At 44.7% G+C, this 19,456-nt stretch carries 16 protein-coding genes and 1 other RNA gene; 11 read left to right on the plus strand and 6 right to left on the minus strand.

Annotated elements, in window-relative coordinates:
• Window positions 1-44: 44 nt before the first annotated feature.
• The 8 genes from pspA to ffs all read left to right on the plus strand — a co-directional run bounded on the left by pspA (window position 45) and on the right by ffs (window position 6,630).
• Window positions 45-728: a phage shock protein PspA gene (pspA, locus tag L5M40_RS06785; protein WP_028760458.1), complete on the plus strand. Its 684-nt coding sequence runs from the start codon at window positions 45-47 to the stop codon at window positions 726-728.
• A 17-nt stretch (window positions 729-745) separates the two neighbouring features.
• Window positions 746-985, plus strand: coding sequence for an envelope stress response membrane protein PspB (pspB, locus tag L5M40_RS06790; RefSeq protein WP_006081138.1), 240 nt, complete (start codon window positions 746-748; stop codon window positions 983-985).
• The gene (gene pspC / locus L5M40_RS06795; protein WP_028760457.1) at window positions 972-1,358 is read left to right on the plus strand and encodes an envelope stress response membrane protein PspC; all 387 of its coding nucleotides are present in this window, start codon (window positions 972-974) and stop codon (window positions 1,356-1,358) included. The genes pspB and pspC overlap by 14 nt, the downstream gene beginning before the upstream one ends.
• 113 nt (window positions 1,359-1,471) lie before the next feature.
• The gene (locus L5M40_RS06800) at window positions 1,472-2,932 is read left to right on the plus strand and encodes a YcjX family protein (protein WP_263144435.1); all 1,461 of its coding nucleotides are present in this window, start codon (window positions 1,472-1,474) and stop codon (window positions 2,930-2,932) included.
• Entirely contained in the window at window positions 2,929-4,149 is a 1,221-nt protein-coding gene (locus tag L5M40_RS06805) for a YcjF family protein (protein ID WP_263175956.1), read from the plus strand. The genes L5M40_RS06800 and L5M40_RS06805 overlap by 4 nt, the downstream gene beginning before the upstream one ends.
• Before the next feature lie 341 nt (window positions 4,150-4,490).
• Window positions 4,491-5,684, plus strand: coding sequence for a methionine gamma-lyase (gene megL, locus L5M40_RS06810; RefSeq protein ID WP_263144440.1), 1,194 nt, complete (start codon window positions 4,491-4,493; stop codon window positions 5,682-5,684).
• Between the two features lie 226 nt (window positions 5,685-5,910).
• Window positions 5,911-6,273 carry a ComEA family DNA-binding protein gene (locus L5M40_RS06815; RefSeq protein ID WP_173496509.1) on the plus strand — a complete coding sequence of 121 codons (363 nt, stop codon included), beginning with the start codon at window positions 5,911-5,913 and terminating at the stop codon, window positions 6,271-6,273.
• Window positions 6,274-6,532: 259 nt separating this feature from the next.
• An RNA gene (ffs, locus tag L5M40_RS06820) (signal recognition particle sRNA small type) lies at window positions 6,533-6,630 on the plus strand.
• 218 nt (window positions 6,631-6,848) lie between these two features.
• Here the strand turns inward: ffs and L5M40_RS06825 are convergent.
• Genes L5M40_RS06825 through dinG form a run of 6 tightly spaced genes read right to left on the minus strand, consistent with a single transcriptional unit; the run spans window position 6,849 to window position 12,324 of the window.
• A complete protein-coding gene (locus tag L5M40_RS06825) occupies window positions 6,849-7,139 on the minus strand; it encodes a late competence development ComFB family protein (RefSeq protein WP_028760452.1) in 291 nt (96 codons plus the stop codon).
• A gap of 33 nt (window positions 7,140-7,172) precedes the next feature.
• Window positions 7,173-8,081 (minus strand): histone deacetylase, encoded by a 909-nt coding sequence (locus L5M40_RS06830; RefSeq protein WP_263256442.1) that lies wholly within the window; start codon window positions 8,079-8,081, stop codon window positions 7,173-7,175.
• Between the two features lie 29 nt (window positions 8,082-8,110).
• Complete coding sequence (locus L5M40_RS06835; protein ID WP_263175954.1) at window positions 8,111-8,800, minus strand: DUF2057 domain-containing protein; 690 nt, start codon at window positions 8,798-8,800, stop codon at window positions 8,111-8,113.
• Between the two features lie 9 nt (window positions 8,801-8,809).
• Complete coding sequence (locus L5M40_RS06840) at window positions 8,810-9,478, minus strand: primosomal replication protein (RefSeq protein ID WP_249195591.1); 669 nt, start codon at window positions 9,476-9,478, stop codon at window positions 8,810-8,812.
• Window positions 9,469-10,242: a sulfite exporter TauE/SafE family protein gene (locus L5M40_RS06845; RefSeq protein ID WP_263256445.1), complete on the minus strand. Its 774-nt coding sequence runs from the start codon at window positions 10,240-10,242 to the stop codon at window positions 9,469-9,471. Before L5M40_RS06845 ends, L5M40_RS06840 begins: the two co-directional genes overlap by 10 nt.
• A gap of 9 nt (window positions 10,243-10,251) precedes the next feature.
• Window positions 10,252-12,324 carry an ATP-dependent DNA helicase DinG gene (gene dinG / locus L5M40_RS06850; protein WP_131524311.1) on the minus strand — a complete coding sequence of 691 codons (2,073 nt, stop codon included), beginning with the start codon at window positions 12,322-12,324 and terminating at the stop codon, window positions 10,252-10,254.
• Between the two features lie 137 nt (window positions 12,325-12,461).
• Between dinG and L5M40_RS06855 the strand changes: the two genes are divergently transcribed.
• The 3 genes from L5M40_RS06855 (at window position 12,462) to L5M40_RS06865 (ending at window position 19,231) form a co-directional block, all read left to right on the plus strand.
• Window positions 12,462-14,891 carry a DNA polymerase II gene (locus tag L5M40_RS06855; protein ID WP_263256446.1) on the plus strand — a complete coding sequence of 810 codons (2,430 nt, stop codon included), beginning with the start codon at window positions 12,462-12,464 and terminating at the stop codon, window positions 14,889-14,891.
• Between the two features lie 222 nt (window positions 14,892-15,113).
• Window positions 15,114-16,325, plus strand: a complete 1,212-nt coding sequence (locus tag L5M40_RS06860) for a porin (protein ID WP_263175949.1) — start codon at window positions 15,114-15,116, stop codon at window positions 16,323-16,325.
• Window positions 16,326-16,594: 269 nt separating this feature from the next.
• Entirely contained in the window at window positions 16,595-19,231 is a 2,637-nt protein-coding gene (locus L5M40_RS06865) for a TonB-dependent receptor (RefSeq protein WP_028760444.1), read from the plus strand.
• Window positions 19,232-19,456: the final 225 nt, after the last annotated feature.

Genomic DNA, 19,456 nt, shown 5'->3' on the forward strand with positions numbered 1-19,456 from the left:
TGTATTACCTTATACGAGACCAACATCAATTTGAGGATAGGATTATGGGAATTTTCTCTCGTTTCGCCGATATCATTAACTCTAATATCAGCGCATTGCTGGATAAAGCCGAAGACCCAGAAAAAATGGTTCGACTGATTATCCAAGAAATGGAAGACACACTCGTTGAAGTGCGTTCTACCTCAGCTAAAGTGTTAGCTGAAAAGAAAGAGCTGCAACGTCGTATCAACCGCGTGTTAGAGCAAGTGCAAGATTGGCAAGATAAGGCTGAACTGGCACTGTCCAAAGACCGTGAAGACTTAGCGAAAGCCGCTTTAGTTGAAAAACAAAAAGCGACCGGTTTAGCAGATACGCTGAATCAAGAGTTAGCCGTCATCGATGAACATATCGCACGCTTGAAAGATGAAGTGGGCATGTTGCAAGAAAAGCTGCTCGATGCAAAAGCGCGTCAAAAGACCATTATTTTGCGCACTCAAACCGCGTCATCACGCTTAGAAGTGAAAAAGCAGCTAGATTCAAGCAAGATCGACAATGCTATGCTCAAGTTTGAGCAATATGAGCGCCGTGTCGAAGGCTTAGAAGCCCAAGTTGAATCTTACGATCTTGGCAGCAAGAAGACCTTAGCCGATGAGTTTGCGGCGCTAGAAGCGGAAGATTCTGTGAATGCAGAACTGGCAGCGCTCAAAGCCAAGGTAAAAGGTAAAGCGCCAATTAAGTCAAAAGAATAACAATTCAGAGGTGAGTTATGGATATGGACGTGCTAATGGCGCCGATTATTATTTTCATGGTGATAGTCGCGCCAATATGGTTAGTTCTTCATTATCGCAGTAAGCGACAAGTGAGCCAGGGACTCACTGAGGAAGAGTTTTCACAACTCAATGATTTGATATCCAAGGCCGATAAAATGGCGGCGCGTATCGAGACCTTAGAGGCCATTCTGGATACAGAATCGCCCGAATGGAGGGGGAAACATGAGAGGATCTAATGGCCGTACTTTGTACCGCATTCCCCAGTCAGGCAAAATAGCGGGTGTATGTGCAGGGATTGCCGAGTACTTTGCGATTGAAACTTGGTTAGTGCGAGTGCTGACTGTGTCTATCTTCTTACTCGGCGGCTCAGGTGTGGTATTTATCATCTATGTCGCTTTGTGGGTGATTTTAGACATCAAGCCGCAAAAGCATTACGATAGAGACGATATCGAGGTGAAGAAGAAGCCGTGGCAGTCGGGAGAACCCGCAAAGCAAGCGCTAAGCGACGTGAGTCGTCAATTTCGAAGTCTGGAAGTCAGGCTACAAAATTTAGAACGCCATGTCACCTCTGACAACTTTGATTTAAAAAGACAAATCAATAGTTTGTAACCCTTCTAAAGGGCGGCCATGTCCGCCCTTGTTGCTTAATCTCTGCTCCATTCCAGTGTATAGTCAACATCACTTGACATAAGTTAACATCATTCGACATAAGGGAAGTCTCTATGGGAATGCTTGATGCCTCGCTCCATAAATTAACCCAAAAGGGCCAATCCCTGCTACATCGCACCGCAGACCGGCATTTACGTTTGGCCGTGACTGGGCTTTCTGGTGCGGGAAAAACCGCATTTATCACGGGGTTAGTCAATCAGTTACTCAATTCTGGACCTGTCTCAACCTTACCCCACGCCCGCAACAACAGCGCTTTGCCACTGTGGCAGGTGAGCCGCGATCAGCGTTTGCTCGGTGTTAAGCGTGCCATGCAGCCGGATCTTGAAATCGCCAGTTTTGATTATCAAGGCGCCATGTTAGCGCTCACTTCCGAACCTGCGACCTGGCCAGCCTCTACCCGTACTATTTCTGAGTTACGATTGGCGATTAAGTACCAACCTAAGAAGGGCTTACTGGCCAAGTTTTCTGATACCGCCACCTTGTATTTGGACATAGTCGATTATCCTGGCGAATGGTTACTCGATTTACCTATGTTGCGCCAAGACTTCGTTACTTGGTGCCGTGCTCAACAAGTTCGCATCGAGAATCTTAAAAGCTCTCCCTTGTATGCCGAGTTTGAGCAATCTTTGACATCATTGGATTTAGCCGCGAACGCCGATGAACAGCAATTAAAGCAAATTGCCGATCAATATCAGCTATTACTCAATGATTTAGTGCACGTGCAAGGTTATTACCAAGCGCAACCTGGGCGCATGTTATTGCCAGGTGAATGGCAGGGTGCTCCCTTATTGGCTTTTTTCCCCCTGTTATTGGTTAATGATGAAAAGTTTGCTGAGCTTTCGCAAAGCGATAAACACAGTGGATTCCATGTACTGGAAAAACGCTATCAAGAATACGTGGCTAAAGTGGTTAAGCCTTTCTATAAAAACCACTTTGCCGGTTTTGATCGGCAGTTAGTACTCGTTGACTGTTTTAGTGCGTTGAATCGCGGTAAAAAGCAATTTGAGGATATGGGCGCGGCGCTCAATGCCATTATGGAAAGCTTTCAGTTTGGCCAATCGAGTTATTTACGGCGTTTATTTGCCCCCCGCATCGACCGTTTATTGTTTGCCGCGAGCAAGGTTGACCATGTGACTCGCGATCAGCAGAGCCATGTTTTGTCCCTGCTGACCGATATGTTGAAACACAGCCAGCATTTTGCCAGTTTCGATGGTTGTAAAGTGGAGACGATGGCGATTAGCGCCATTAAAGCGACTCGCCATGGCATGGTAACGACCCAAGAGGGCGAGGTGGAAGTCGTGCAGGGGATGGGACTCAACGGTAAAGCCCTGACCTTGTTTCCAGGCGAAGTGCCCACTCGCTTACCTGAGCCCGATTTTTGGCGTGAACAAGGGTTTAACTTTGTCGGCTTTGCACCGCCGAGCAATGCCAATGTTGACCCATCTCAAGTGCACTTTGACCATATTCGTCTCGATCATTTGCTGCAGTACTTACTGGGAGATAAGTTGGAATGACGCTAAAGCTATCGGATAACGCTAACGAGCAGGCTTCTAATTCTTCTGCGAACTCATTTGCACACTCAGTTGAACATAAGCCGCTGAAAAAGCAGCAGCTGTTTGACCCAGAAGTCGTGGAGCTCAAACCCAGCAAAGAGGAGCTCAAAGGGGCGAAAGCCTTTGATCCGCATACGCCAGTGCAAGAAGTGGCTGCTGATATTGAGGAATTGATGGATGAAACGCTGTCATCCCATCCAAAAATGATCGATGCTAAATCGGTATCGCCTCAACTTGTAAAATCACGCCGTTGGTCTTGGCTCGCTCGTCTGGCAGTAGCGAGTTTATTGCTGCTCGTAGTAGTTCAAACAGGATTAGGACTGAGGGATGCTTGGCTTGAGAGCCCTTGGTTGTTCAGTTTTTATGGTGTGGTGCTTGGGGTTGTCAGTGCGTGGGCATTGGCGGGCGCAGTCAGTGAATACCGTAAGCTCAAGCGACTCAAACAGGTCGCCGATACTCAAGAAACAGGTGCAAGGCTAGCGCAGAGCATGCAAATGGGTGAAGCAGACAGCTTTATCGATAATATCGTTTGCCACTATGGCGACAGCAAAGGGTTGCAGCAACTTCGCCGTTCATTAAAAGATGAGCATAATGATGCTGAGAAAGTATTGTTATTCGAGGACTTAGTGCTGACTGAGCGGGATGAACTGGCCAAAAAAGTCGTGCGAAGATATGCTGCCGAGTCGGCAGTGCTACTGGCGGCCAGTCCGTTAGCAGTGCTCGATATGGCGATTATCCTCTGGCGTAATCAACGTATGCTGCGCGATGTGGCCCGTTGTTATGGCATTGAGTTAGGTTATTGGAGCCGGATTAAACTTATCCGCAGTATCATCATTAATATTATTTATGCGGGCACTAGTGAGTTAGTCACTGATTTAGGGACACAGCTGTTATCGGTTGAAATGACAGGTAAATTATCTGCTCGCTTGGCCCAAGGTTTAGGGGGCGGCATGTTAACGGCGCGCCTTGGATATCAAGCCATGGCGCTGTGTCGGCCGATTGTGTTTAGGGAGGAGCAAAGGCCTAAATTGTCTAAAGTGCATCAGGAATTGTTGATCGAACTTAAGCAGTTTTCAGGCAAGCTGTTTACCAAGGAAGGCCGCGACGCATTAAAAGGCCAGTTCGCCGATGTTGATGATAGGGTATCGCGGTCATCTAAAGATAAGTCTAAAGAGTAGATGCTATTGAATATCATATGATTAAACGATTCAAATAGCCGAAAGTAGATGCGCTAATGGACTTGTTCCTTGGCGCATTTTTTATGATTCTTGCAGATAAAGAGAATGACGAAGTGCGACGTAAAAGTGCTATGTAACAAGTTAATTACACCTTTGATCGCTGCTATTTTTGTCATGCTACTGGCTTAAGTGCTTGGCCGCGTTATGGTAGGGCTTATTCGATAGGGCTAATGTTTCATTAACTTATCTATTAGATTATCCATAATGCGGGCATTGAGCGCTCCACACCAACAATCAATCAAGAACGGGAACTGCTCAATGCCAATGACAAGGAGCTAGGTATGCAAGATGAGTCAGGCAAGATGTGGAAGGCGGCAACACAGGTTATTCATGGCGGCCATGAGCGAGAGGCCTTTGGTGCCTTAGTGACGCCGCTTTACCAAAGTGCGACTTTTGTGTTTGAGTCTGCACAGCAAGGTGGTGAGCGATTTGCGGGTAATGAGTCGGGGTATATTTACACGCGTTTAGGTAATCCGACAACTGCCGAGCTTGAACGTAAAATGGCGATTTTAGAAGGGGCAGAGGCCGCAGCCGCAACTGCTTCTGGTATGGGCGCAGTATCCGCCGCATTGCTGGCTAATTTGCAGATGGGCGATCACTTAGTGGCGTCGAATGCCGTATACGGTTGTACTTATGCGCTAATGACGACTCAGTTTGCTCGCTTTGGTATTGAAGTGTCCCTAGTGGACTTTTCATCGGTAACAGAAATAGAAGCGGCGATCAAATCCAATACTAAGGTCATTTTCTGTGAAACCCCTGTCAATCCGCATTTGCAGGTATTTGATTTAGCTGCAATTGCGAATATTGCCAAACGTCATCAGTTGGTCAGTATTGTCGACAATACCTTCATGACGCCATTACTGCAGAGACCGCTGGATTTTGGCATTGATTTGGTGGTCCACAGTGCGACTAAATATCTGAATGGCCATGGCGATGTGATTGCGGGGATAGTGTGTGGCAGTGAAGAACAGCTCCATAAAGTGAAGTATGAAATTTTAAAGGATATTGGCGCTGTGATATCGCCACATGATGCTTGGCTGATCTTACGCGGCCTTAAAACCTTAGATGTGCGTTTGCAGCGCCATTGCGATAGTGCCCAGCGCGTGGCAGAGTTTTTGGCGGAACATCCAAGCATTACACGTGTGTATTATCCCGGGCTTAAATCTCATCAAGGGCATAAATTCATTGGCCAGCAGATGAAACGTGCTGGTGGTGTTATCGCGTTTGAACTGGCGGCAAATTTAGAAGAAGCTATGGCCTTTGTCGGATATCTAAAGTTGTTCTCAATTGCGGTGAGTCTAGGTGACGCTGAATCCCTTATCCAACATCCTGCATCGATGACGCATTCACCTTATACGCCAGAGGCAAGAACGGCGGCTGGGATTGGTGATAATTTGCTGCGGATCTCTATTGGTTTAGAAGATTGTGACGACATCATCGCCGACTTGAACCAAGCGCTAGCTCGATTAGCTTAATGAATGTTGTTATTTTAAAGACCGTTAGCTATTTGAATGATAAAAGGATGCTTTTTGCATCTTTTTATCATAGTCAAGCACTGGCTCATTGAGCTGAAGACAGAAGTTTAGCGATAGTGAATATTTATGACGCCGATTTGGTATTTCGGGACAGCTTAGACTATTTTTGATTTGAGGCCACGGAAGTAGGACGAAAGGCCGCAAATCATGGAATAGAGGAATTGTTATGAAAACCACAAATCGTATACCAGCTTTTATGAGTGCCATAGCATTAACGGCTTTTTTGGCAAGCCCAGCAATCGCAACAGAAACCCCAACCAAGGCCGCCGTGAAAGTACAGGCTAAAACTGAAGCGGGTGAAATGGCATCGGATGTGAAGAAAGCTATGCCAGATGCCGCTCAAGTCAACATTAATACCGCTTCAGCCGAGCAGTTACTCGTACTCAAAGGGATTGGTGCCGCAAAGGCTCAAGCGATTGTCGACTATCGCACTAAAAATGGTAAGTTCAATGCTATAGATGACTTAGCCAATGTCTCTGGTGTTGGGGCTAAGATAATTGAGCAAAATCGCCATTTGATCAAGTTGTAACCACCTTTGGCGATGATTGCGGTGTAGCCTGCTGATTTTTATGATAAGAGATTCAGTAAAACATATATAAAAGTCTGCATTTGCAGGCTTTTATCATTTCAATCACTCCATTTGCTTATAGATTGTGCAGTTAGGTGGGATATTAAGAGATCTTATCGATTAGCGCTTGATCCCATAGGGTCCATGGGGGATAATCCTCCGCGTTCAAGCAATGCTTTGGTTTATGTCATTCAAAGTAATGTTCGAAGTTATGGTGACCCTAGGGTCCCCCCGCAATGATAACTTGTGAACTCGGCCAGGCCCGGAAGGGAGCAACCGCAGCAAGCGACTCGTGTGCCGGGGTGTCGGCTCTAGGGGAACCTCCAATTCAACAGTCCCTCTGTTTATTTCCGTTGTACTTCTATATATCTACTCAATTTATATTATTCAATATTTTAGCTTACAGACTATTTCCGTTTTCTGTCGTTAATCATTTATAGCATTAATATTTCTGCACAATGAGATAATCCATTACCGGCCTCAGTTCTTGCCACTGCAACGGCTAAAAATGCTCTCAATAGTAACTCTTAGCAAGATTAGCGATTTGCTTCGGCTTCTTCCTGTAATCTTTTTTGCAGATTTTGTTTAAGAAAGGCGCGGGACTTTTCGAGTGCGGTTTGGATCTCACGCTTTAATTCCTGCAGCTCGTTATAGTCTTCAAAGAAGTAGGTATCGACGAGGTGGCGTATGTAGCGCACAGGCAGTTGATTTAAGGTCACGCAACATAAGTCGGCGAGATAGTCTTCAGGAAGCTCGTCCATAAGTCCTTCATCTGACAATATTTCCATTAAAAGAACTTCGTAGTAATTACGGATTTCGAGTTGCATTGTTATGCTCCATGACGGTTTTCATTGAGTTTGCTACCACAAATGATTTGCCGCAATAAAAAGTTGGCTGTGTCTTTGGCTTAATTGTAGTGCGTCTCTGCTGTAGCCGCCGCCTATCACGGCTGCAATTGGAATATTTTCCGATTTTGCCATTGATAACACAGTTAAATCCCGTCTGAACAGTCCTTCTTGGCTGATATTGAGCAAGCCAAGATCGTCATTTTGATGAATATCGACCCCAGCATCATAAAGAATCAGATCTGGTTGATGGATTCGCATAAGGAGGGCGAGTGTCTGCTCCACGGTTTCGAGATACAGATTGTCATCGCTGCCTTTGGTTAGTTCAATATCATGGTGGGAATACTGCTTACGACTCGGGAAATTCTCTTTGCAGTGAATCGAGCAACTGATGATCCCTTGATGTTGGTGGCTGAGGGTTGCACTGCCGTCACCTTGATGCACATCGCAATCAAAAATCAGTACCTTGTGTACTTGATGGCTTGCGATGGCATTTCTGGCCGCGAGGATAAGGTCGTTGAAAATACAATAGCCGCTGCCAAAATTGTAATGGGCGTGATGGTAGCCCCCCGTGAGATGCAGGGCAATACCCTGATTTATGGCTAATGAAGCTGTGAGTGTGGTGCCTGCTACTGAATGCAAGGTACGCTCAACTAAGGCTTCACTCCACGGGAAACCAATCCGTCTTAGCGCCGCTGTTGGCAAGGTTCCCGCGATAAATTGCTCTACATATTCGCGTTGATGCACTTGTATTACATCTTCTGCATTCATGGCCGTTGGTGCGTGGAATTGTGCAGTCGTGGCAATGTGGTTATCGAGTAAGTACTGCCGTAAATGTGCGTATTTAGTGGTGGGAAATCTGTGATGGGGAGGAAGCGCCAGCTTGGAATAGCTGGCGTGATAAACCAGTGGGATCAGAGTCAATATTGACTAAACCTCGTTATCGCAAGTTGTTATAGCTGTGAAATTGCCCAGCTCATAAATTCTTTACGGGTTTTTTCATCCGCTTGTAGCCACCAGTATTGCAACATTTGTTGTGGGTTGGCTCCTGCTGCTTTAGAGGTGTCTACGGGGGCGGTGAGTGATGTTGCGTTAACGGTCGCCGATGTTGTCACGGGTGCTGGTGCAACGGCTACTACTGCTCCAGCGGCACCGGTTGCTGCTGCCGCAGTACCGGATACGTCAACGGCTTGATTACCACTGAAAAGGCGAGAGACGAAGCTTTCTTCTTCTAAATTGGTATTCACCACTTGGTAATTGACGTTGCCTTTGTCACTACGGGTTAATTTGATTTGTGGGTTTTGCGCGTAAACTTTAGGCTTTTTAACGACTTCACCTTCGGCCGCTTGTAGGTAATATTGATGGTCGCCATCAACATCTAAAGTAACGATGAAAGGTGCTGACTTAACAAAGGTTTGGCTGTCACTAAAATTATCCTCTACCATTTCATGGTAACGAATGGCGATTTTGTGAGTGCCGGGGGCCAATTCTAAGCTGCTTTTATGGTTGAATACGCTCGACTCGACTTTTTTACCATCAAGAGCAAGGTACTCAAATGACATAGGAATGTTGAGATCTGCGGCGAAGGCTGAGGCAGATCCGAGTAATACTAGCAGGCTGCTAATTGGCAAAAGTGATTTCATTGTTACTCCTTAACGGTTATTACTCTGATACGGGCGTTCGAATATTTGAATGCGATCTTCTATATAACTAATAGCTTGCCTGCATTTTCCTAGACGACGATGCATCAAAAGGATGTCATTTTGCAATTTTATTTTGTCAGCACTATGACAGTTTTCAAGTTTTGATTCCATTTCTTCAATTTTTTGTTCAAATTTTTTCGCCCAATTCAGATGTTTGTTCAATTCTTCGTAGATCTCATGACTATTTTGCATCACGTTATTGGCGATCCAATCGAAACCACTGGCTTGGTGAGACTGATTCTGGCGTTGTGCAAAACGGGCACGGCTACTGGCACGCTGCTGAGTTTTAGACTTAATGTCGATAGAAGTGGTCAGCAAGGCTCGTTTGACTGCGGTGAATCTATCTTGGATCCGCTCACAGCTCAGGGCAATGGTCTGGGGGGCGAGTTTAAGCTTAATTTGTTTTTCGAGCTGCATAATACTGCTACGAATTTGTTCAATACAGGGGCTGAGTTGGGCGCCGTGTTGGACAAACAGCGAGTGATTAAAACGCTCTGTTTCTTGCAGGAGTTTGCGCTGTGGCGGCGCGAGTCGATTATCGTGTTGCAGCACTTCTTGTTCTAAGGCTTTAAGCTGATTCTTCAGCATCACCATTAATTGTTGGGTGTTCACAACCATGCGCTCCATGCCAAATTCGCTGCAATCATTAGCACGATCAAAATAAACAGTGGGCGGATAAAGGACATGCCAAATTTAATCGCACAGCGGGCACCGATAAATGAGCCTAACATCATGCACAATCCCATCCACAGACCTATTTGCCACTGTACCTGTCCAAGCCAGCCAAAGATAGTCAGTGCGGTCAAGTTGCTGGTAAAAGTCATCGCACGGGCAAGGCCACAACTGTGCAGTAAAGGCAGTTTATACAAAGAGCCAGATGTGACGGTCCAAAATGCGCCAATGCCTGGGCCTGCAAAACCATCATAAGTGCCTAAAGCCAGTCCCTGTAGCCATTGTTGCTTGGCTGGCGGCTTGCTGATTGGTACTTGGCAGTTAACGTCTGACATCGCATTGGGGCTGACTAAACTGTAAATAGCGATGCCAATGATCAGCAAGGGTAGGACTTTTTCGAGCCATTGAGTATCGACTAAATAGACTAAGAAACTGCCCAATACGGCGCCAATAAAGGTGGCGATAAAAGCCATGTACCAAAACGAGGGTTTAAAGAGGTGTTTGCGATAATAGGTCCAAGCTGCCATAAAAGAGCCAAAGCTTGCTGCTAACTTATTGGTGCCTAATACGGTATGCGGCGCAATGCCTAAGGTTAACAGTGCGGGGATCGACAATAGGCCACCGCCACCCACGACGGCATCAATGAATCCAGCGATAAGACCTATGACTGCCAACAGGGCCCAATGACTGGGCTCGAGTAACAACTCCAAATTTTAATCCTACTCTATAACACGTCTAAAGGGCGGTAAGGCATCCAGTAAGGACTTACCATAGCGTTTAGTGACTAACCGCCTATCTAAAATAGTCACTCGGCCATAATCTTGCTCTTTACGCAGTAATCTACCACAACTTTGAATAAGCTTACGTGAAGCATCTGGGATCGTCAGTTGTAAGAAGGGATTACCGCCTTTGACTTTGACATATTCTGCATGCGCTTGCTCAACGGGCGAGGTTGGTACGGCAAAGGGCAGTTTAGTGACGATCAAGTTAGTCAGATAATCACCGGGCAAGTCGAGACCTTCAGAAAAACTGCCGGTGCCAAACAAGATGCTTGGTTCGCCTTTATCGCATTTAGCTTTATGATTTTCTAACAATTGTTGCCGTGGCGCATTGCCTTGGATAAGTAGCTCAGTGGTGAGTTTACCTTCAAGTAATTCAACCACTTTTTCCATCTGCCAGTAGGAGGCGAATAGCACTAAGGTTGCCATTTCGCCTTCAATAAGGGTGATGATTTGTTCGGCAAGTTCAGCCGTATAGGCATCATCCGTCGGCTCAGTGCGCATTTTGGGTAAATAAAGTGTCGCATTATTGGGGTAATCGAAGGGCGATTGTAAGGCTAAATAACGACTGCCATCATTGAGTGACAACCCAACTTGATGCACGAAATGGTCAAAGTTATTGAGTGCGCGCAGCGTGGCGCTACATAAGACTACGCCTGCGGCCTTTTGCCACAGCATGGATTCCAGCATAAAACCGACTTCAATCGGCGAGGCGCTAAACAGATAATCCACTTGTTTACCTGTGATGAGTTCGACCCAGCGCGCCATAGGTGCGCCTTTGTGCTTATCTTCCTTGGCCATCATCCTCCACAGTTTCTGCAGGTTTTCGAGCCTTTGCAGCATAAATCCGGTTTCGGCCAATAGCGCTTCGGATTGATGTTTAGGAATATCGCCATCTTTAATCGCCTCGGCCAGCAGTGACAGCATTTTATTAAACTGTTTGAGGGCAAGATTAGAGGTCACAGCAAGGTTTTCGGCGAGAATGAGTAATGACTCTGGTAGTTTGCCGTGCTCAAAACGCAGACGGTTTTCAGGATTGGCAAAGTGTTTGGTCTGGGTATCGCAATAGTGGGCCACTTGATTGAGCTGGCTGATAAGATCGCCTAAATGATCTTGCATCGCTTGCGCGGGGGCAATGATATTGTTGCTTTTTATTTGGTTTTGTAACTTAGCGCAGGTTTTGCCAATTTTTTCGAGCCAGTCGCAGGCGCCCCTAAGCGTGGCCTGTGCACTGGAGAAGTCCCGCGCCACAATCGGTAAGTGATGTGCCTCGTCGATAACATAAAACACGTCTTCGGGATCGGGCAAAATCACGCCGCCACCTAATTCTAAATCGGCAAATAACAAGCTGTGGTTGGCGATGAGCACGTCCCAGGTATCAACATCTTCGCGGGCTTTATGGAACGGGCAATTTCTGTGGCTGGCGACTTGACGATGACAGCTGTGTTTGTCGCAGGCGATTTGTTGCCACAGGTGATCGGGCAGCGGCACGGCTAAGGTATCGATTTCGCCGTTCCAGCGACCTTCGTTATAGTCTTTTAACAGGCCATGCATCATAGCCACTTGGCTATTGTCAGGTTTAGTTTGCCACATGGCCATTTGTGTACTGTTGTCGTCACCGATGAGCATCGCCAGTTTCGATAGACATACATAACGTTGTCGACCTTTAACTAAGCCAAAACGGAAATTTAAGCCGGATTGCTCAAGAAAAAAGGGTAAATCTTTATGCAGTAATTGTTCTTGCAAGGCGACGGTTGCGGTAGCGATGCAGACCTTTTTCTTGCTCGCTAATGCCAGTGGAATGGTACCGAGGATGTAAGACAATGATTTACCGATCCCAGTGCCTGCTTCGACCACAATGATGCGCCTATCTTTATCATAGTCGCCGGCGAGGGTCTTAGAGATTTCCGCCACCATATAGTTTTGTTCGCGGCGCGGCCTAAAATTAGGCAAGGCGGTAGCGATATCCTTATAGATGGCGCGGATCTGGGTTTTTACATTGTCAGGTAACATGCGTCACTACTTTATCGAATTAATGCTGTACATAATAACAGTGATTGCATAGCCTAAGAAACTTTTCTGCCATTTGGCGGCATTTAAATTGAGGAACCATCTAAATTGACTAGCTATGCGATTTGGGAACCCATGTGATGAAGTCAGAGGCTACCGCGGCCGTTAGTGTACAAGGTCGAGTCTTAACACGCCATGCGATTCATCGTCATGGGAGTTTAGTGTTGCAGTATTATCTGGCTACCGCCCAAGGCCCTGTGCTGGTGGAAGTGCAAGGCACTGAACACATTTGTTTTTGTCATCAAACTGATGTCACGGCTTTGCAGTTGCAAACGCCGGGTCAAGCATTGCGGTTTGTACCGTTAGCACTCAAAAGCTTTAAAGGCGGCGCGGTTAGTGGTGTTTATGCTAAATCTAGCAATAGTTTACGTACCTTACAGCGCATCGCTAAAGATGCCGACATCCCTTTATTTGAAGCCGACATTCGCCCTGAACAGCGTTATTTAATCGAGCGGTTTGTGGCACTTGATGTGGCGTTTTTAGGGCATTTCTCTGCGCCGACTAGCGACAGTCTTGAGGCTAACTCGCTGCCCGTGTTTATCGCCGAGCGGGCTAAGAGTATTGCCCCTTTAACGGCTGTACATTTGCGCTGTATTTCACTGGATTTTGAATGTAGTTTTGAAGGTTTACTCTATTCAGTTGCACTATATGGTCAATACAGTGGCCGAGACGAAGAGCAAGACAGTCTCAAGCAGACTTATGAAAAAGTGATTATGGTGGGTGAGGCTGAATCAAACTCTCCCGAATATATTGAATGGGTGGCCGATGAGGCTGCACTCATTCATCGATTCATCGCGTGGTTCCATGAGTTTGATCCTGACTTTATTATCGGTTGGTCAGTGGTGAGTTTCGATCTCGCGCTATTGTCACGCCGTGCATTATTACATCGTATTCCGCTCACCATTGGCCGCGGCGGGGCAAAGCTTGAGTGGAAAGTCGATAATAAATTTCGGCCAGAAACCTTAGTTTTACCGGGCCGTGTGGTACTCGATGGTATCGATTGGCTTAAAGCCGCTTTCTATCATTTTGAGCGGTTTTCGTTGGAATTTGTTTCGCGGAAATTATTAGGTGAAGGCAAGGCCATTCATAACGTGGATAATCGCGTTGAAGAAATTGATCAGCTGTTTAAGGCCCACAAACAAGCATTAGCGCATTACAATCTTACTGACAGCCGTCTGGTGTGGGATATTTTTAGTCATACTCAATTATGGGAGTTCGCCCTCGCGCGAGCTGAACTAACAGGTTTAGAGTTGGGGCGGGTTGGGGCTTCGGTGGCGGCATTTAATCATTTGTATTTACCGCATCTACATCGAGCAGGTTACGTCGCTCCCGATGCTCCTGCGAGTGATGGGATCGAAAGCCCCGGTGGCTATGTGATGGATTCTGTACCGGGACTTTATAAGCATATTTTAGTGTTCGATTTTAAAAGTCTATATCCCTCCATTATTCGTACTTTTTTGATTGACCCTAAGGGATTAATTGAAGGTTTGCAATTGCCCGAGTCTGACTGTGTTGCGGGGTTTCTCGGTGGCCGTTTCAGTCGGCAACAGCCCATTTTACCTAAGCTTATCCAAACATTATCTGAGCAGCGCGAAAAGGCCAAAAGTGAGCACAATGCGCCTTTATCCCAAGCGATAAAAATTATCATGAACTCGTTGTATGGGGTTTTAGGTTCTCAAGGTTGTGTTTTCCACGATGCAAAGTTAGCAAGTTCGATCACTATGCGTGGCCATCAAATCATGAAACAAACCCGCGCATGGATAGAAGAGATGGGCTATCAAGTGATTTACGGCGATACGGATTCGACCTTTGTCTGGCTTGGCAGCGAGCCTGATCTCTCAGACATTAACGCCTTAGGTAACACTCTGGCGCGGGAAATTAATGCTAAGTGGCAGGCTAAGATCGCTGAAGATCATCAAGTTGAGAGTTTTCTCGAGTTACAGTTTGAACGCCACTATGAGCAGTTTTTTATGCCGACCTTAAGAGGGTCGTTAGAAGGCAGTAAAAAACGTTATGTTGGCGCGTGGCGTAATGCGAGCGATGAACTTGAGCTTACTTTTAAAGGTATGGAGCAAGTGCGCAGTGATTGGAGCCCTTTAGCGCGCAAAGTTCAAGAGTCACTCTATGAACGGATGTTTAACCAAAGGGATATCAGTGTTTATTTGGCCAGTGTGTTTGAAAAGCTGCTTGATGGTGAGTTGGATGATGATTTGGTATTTCGCAAACGTATGCGACGCAATATTGAAGATTACACGGCTAAATCTTCTCCCCATGTTAAAGTCGCTCAACAATTATGCGACTTAACAGGAGATGCCTCTTTTGGCAAGCGTGGGGCGCAGATTGATTATCTGATTACTGTAAATGGACCGGAATCCTTACTGTACAGAACGTCACCAATTGATTACCAATACTACATTGATAAGCAAATTGGCCCTATTGCCGAGCCTGTTTTTTCGATAATGAAACTAAACTACATGGATATTGCGTCAAAGCAGTTACTGTTAATATAGTGTTTTTAATGTTCTTTATGTGTTGCGCAGGGTGGCGAATGTAGCGTTTTGACCTGTTTTGTAGAGGTTAACTGGTTTGTTTTTGTGATGTTAATCGACATATTCTTTAGGTTTAGCTTTGAGGGAATATTGAAAGTTTGCTACCCTTTAAGAGGAAATTGTAAGGAAATATAACAACGGAATGACGTTGACAGAACATAAACAAAAAAGGTTAAGCACCAAATGAACAAGACGTTAGTAGCAACTGCGCTTGCAGCAATTTTTTTAGTTCCATCAGTCTCAGCTATCGAGATCTATAAAGATAATAAAAATGCCGTAGAAATCGGTGGTTTTATTGATGCACGCGTGATCAACACTCAAGGGGAAACAGAGGTTGTTAACGGCGCATCTCGCATTAATTTTGGTTTTAATCGTGAGTTGACTGACGGTTGGAAAGCATTTGCTAAATTGGAATGGGGTGTGAACCCTGTAGGTAGTAGCGACATCGTCTATAACAATCGCTTCGAATCTGTTCAAGAAGAGTTCTTTTATAACCGTTTAGGTTACGCTGGTCTGTCCCATGACACTTATGGAACACTGACTATTGGTAAGCAGTGGGGCGCTTGGTACGATGTCGTTTACAACACTAACTACGGTTTTGTGTGGGACGGTAACACTGCAGGTGTTTACACTTATAATAAAGATGATGGCGCGGTAAACGGTGTTGGTCGTGGTGATAAAACAGTTCAATATCGCAATGCATTTGGCGATGTAAGCTTTGCAGTTCAAGCACAGTTGAAAAACAGCAGCTTCTATACCTGTGATACAACGGATGATATTTCACAAGCTCAGTGTCAAGCGAACTGGGAAAGCGGTGATAAAGCGGCTCAACAAGTAGAATACAATTATACTTATGGTGGCGCGCTGACCTATAAAGCCACTGATATGCTGACCTTAACTGCGGGTGTTAACCGCGGTGAGTTTGATGTGAGTTTTGGTAACGGCGAACAAACCACAGCGGTTGATCTTATCTACGGTGCGGGTATCACTTGGGGTAACTTCGATAGCAATGGCTTATACGCTGCTGCAAACGTTAACAGACAAGAAAATCATGACACAGACAATATTGGTCGTTTGATTAAAGACGCCTATGGTATTGAAAGTTTAGTTTCTTACAAGTTTGACAATGGATTACGCCCATTCATTTCTTACAACGTGCTTGATGCCGGTAAAGACTACGTCATTCAACCTAACTTTAATGCCGATCCTAACGATGAGTTCAAACGTCAGTTTGTCGTGGTTGGTTTGCACTTTGTATGGGACCTAAACACAGTGCTTTACGTAGAAGCACGTAAAGATTACAGCGATTTTACCAGTGCAGATAAAGAACAAGAAGCTAGAATGGCGCTTTCAGAATCTGACGGTGTTGCAATTGGTATCCGTTACACACTTTAAGTTTCCAGTTTCTATATAGTAGAAACCACTGTTTTAACAAAAAGCCAGTCAGCAATGACTGGCTTTTTGTTTTTAACAATAAGTCAATTTGTAATAAAAAAACATTGTGTATTTTTTGTTTGTATTTAGTTATCTTTTTGTTGATTAAATGTCTCTCATATGATTTTATGCTTCCGCAGCACTTCGAAATGTTTAAGGTGCCCTTGTTTAAAACTGCTTATTAAATAAGCAAATTATAATAAAAACATGATTTTCCCGGGAGATTGACAATGCATAAAAAAAACTTGATAGCAAAATCTGTGCGCTTTGCACTGATTAGCGGTGTGACTGCTACGGTATTAAATGTACCTTTTACATTTGCAGATGATAAAGATGGAGCAAAAGTTGAGCGTATAGCTGTAACTGGTTCGCGAATTAAACGCGCAGATATGGAAACTGCTAGTCCTGTTAGCGTGATTGATGCTTCAGCCATTATTTCCTCTGGTGCAATATCGATTGATGATGTTTTGCAGAAAATGACTTCGGCTGGCGGTGCTATGACTAACGCTGGCATAAATAATGGTTCTGGTGGTAATTCTCGCATAAACCTCAGAGGATTAGGCACTAACCGTACTCTAGTTTTGGTTAATGGTCGTCGAATGATTGCTTCTGGTACAGGAGCTGCTTCTACTGTTGACCTTAATACGATTCCAGTTTCTATGATCCAAAGAGTTGAAGTACTTAAAGATGGTGCTTCTGCGGTTTATGGTACAGATGCTATTGCTGGTGTGGTTAACGTAATTTTGAAAAGAGACTTTGAAGGTTTTGAAGTCAACGCCCAAACCGGCATTTCTGGAGAAGGTGATGCTGACGAGTCTACGATTGATATGACTTTGGGTAACACCTTTGATAAAGGCAATGTCGTTATAGGCGCACAGTATACAAAGCGTGGCGAGGCAAGCCAAGCTGACCGTGATTTTTCTGATTGCCCTGTAACAGAAACTAAGCCTGATGCAAGTGGTAAAATTAGCTTGTTTTGCGGTGGTAGTGGTTATTCTCAAGGTGGTCATATTTGGGGCGATACTGCAGATCTAAGTGGTAGAGGTGGTACTTACCATGATTATGTTACTGCAAATGATGCATATAACTATGCGAAAGATAGTTATCTATCGACGCCAATGGAACGCTTGAATCTCACGGCTGCTGGAACCTATGAGTTGACAGATACAACTCGTTTCTTTACTGAGGCTATGTATTCAAAGCGTTGGTCAAATCAACAAATGGCTCCTCAACCAATTTGGAACAGCGATGCATGGGTTTATAATCCTATTTCAGCTGGTGGTTGGATGACCGATGACCTGCTGCCATGGGTTAAGCCTGGAGAGGAACTCTCTTATGGTCGTCGCATGGTTGAGTCCGGTACCCGTGACTTTAGTCAAGTTGTAGACACTATTCGTATTGTTTTAGGCGTAGAAGGTGAATTTGATAATGGCTGGAGTTGGGATGCCTCTTATAATAAAGGTCGCAACGACTCTGTCGATACTCTGGCAAATCTACATAATTTAGGTTCAATTAATGCAGCAGTTTTAAAGGGGGAATTTGATCCTTTTTTACAGTCTTCATGGGAAGGTGAGAGCATCACTCCATTCATTTATACCGAAGTAAATAGTGGTGGAAGTGAGTTAGATATTATTGCTGCAACCTTATCGGGTGATATTGTTGAGCTACCAGCGGGTATGATGGGCTTTGCTGCTGGATACGAGAATCGTAAAGAAGCAGCAAAGTTTACACCAGATTCATTAACAGCACAGGGGTTAGCTAATGATCCTCGGGTAGAACCTACCGGTGGTGATTTTAGCGTTAATGAAATTTATGCTGAATTGGCTATCCCATTGTTAAGTGGGTTACCACTAGTGGAACAACTCGATCTGAGTGCTGCAATGCGTTATTTTGATTACAGCACGTTTGGTGATGACACTACATGGAAACTAGGCTTAACTTGGCGAGTATATGATGACCTTATGTTCCGTGGGGGGTTGTCTACTGCATTCCGTGCTCCAACTGTTGATGAGTTATATGGTGGTAAGTCACCATCCTTCGAACAAATTGTTCATCCTGCAACAGAACAAGACCAAGCAGAAGTCACTGTTGGCGGTAATGGGTTATTAACTCCAGAAGAAGCCGACATTACAACGATAGGTTTAGTTTATTCACCAAGCTTCGTAGATGGTCTGTCTATGACTGTTGATTACTACGATATTGAATTAACAAACACTATAACTTCTGTTGACAACAATTATATTGCTAACCAATGTTTAGATGCTGCAGGTAATAAGATCAATACTGATACTGTATTGTGTCAATCTTCTAATATTCAGATTGATAACAGTGGTCGTATTAAGTTTGACAATGGCCTACAAAATATCGGTGCGACGAACACTGCGGGTTATGACATTAATGTTGCTTATGCATTTTCAGCTCTAGGATTGGATTGGAAAGCAGGTTGGGATACATCAATTCTGACCGAATATGAAGAATTCGATCCTGATGGTGTTGCTGTGGATTATCGTGGTTACATTACCGGCGGTACGGGAGCCTATGCAAAATTCAAGAGTAATATGAACATCACTGCTAGTGCAGATGACTGGAGCTTTACTTACGAAGCTCGTTATATTGATGGGATGGACTCATTTGCTTGTAAAGGCAAAGAATCTAGTTGTTATGCACCAACAGTTGGGAGTGTTATATACCATGATCTATCAGGATCTTATGATTTAACTCAAAACATTCGTCTATCAGGTGGTATCAATAACCTGTTTGATAAAGAGCCTCCCTATTACACAGGTAATAATGACTCAAACACAGATCCATATACTTATGAAATGTTAGGTCGTTATTTCTTCGTTCGTGCGAGTATGAAGTTCTAAATCCTCGTTAGCGGGAGTCATTATTTTGTTCCAGCTTTAATTATAAAAACCCTGAGGCAACTTGGGGTTTTTTATCATCAGAATGAAAAAATGGAAAACTAACTGGTATATAGCGTAATGGTCATTTAGATTAAGTCATTTATTTCAATAAGTTGGTCACCTTAAATAACGAGCGCTTCTCAAATGGAAGGTAATTCAAATTTTGTTATTGTATTTGTTAGACAA

This window comes from Shewanella sp. SM68 (genome assembly GCF_025653925.1).
Taxonomy (GTDB): Bacteria; Pseudomonadota; Gammaproteobacteria; order Enterobacterales; family Shewanellaceae; genus Shewanella; species Shewanella oncorhynchi.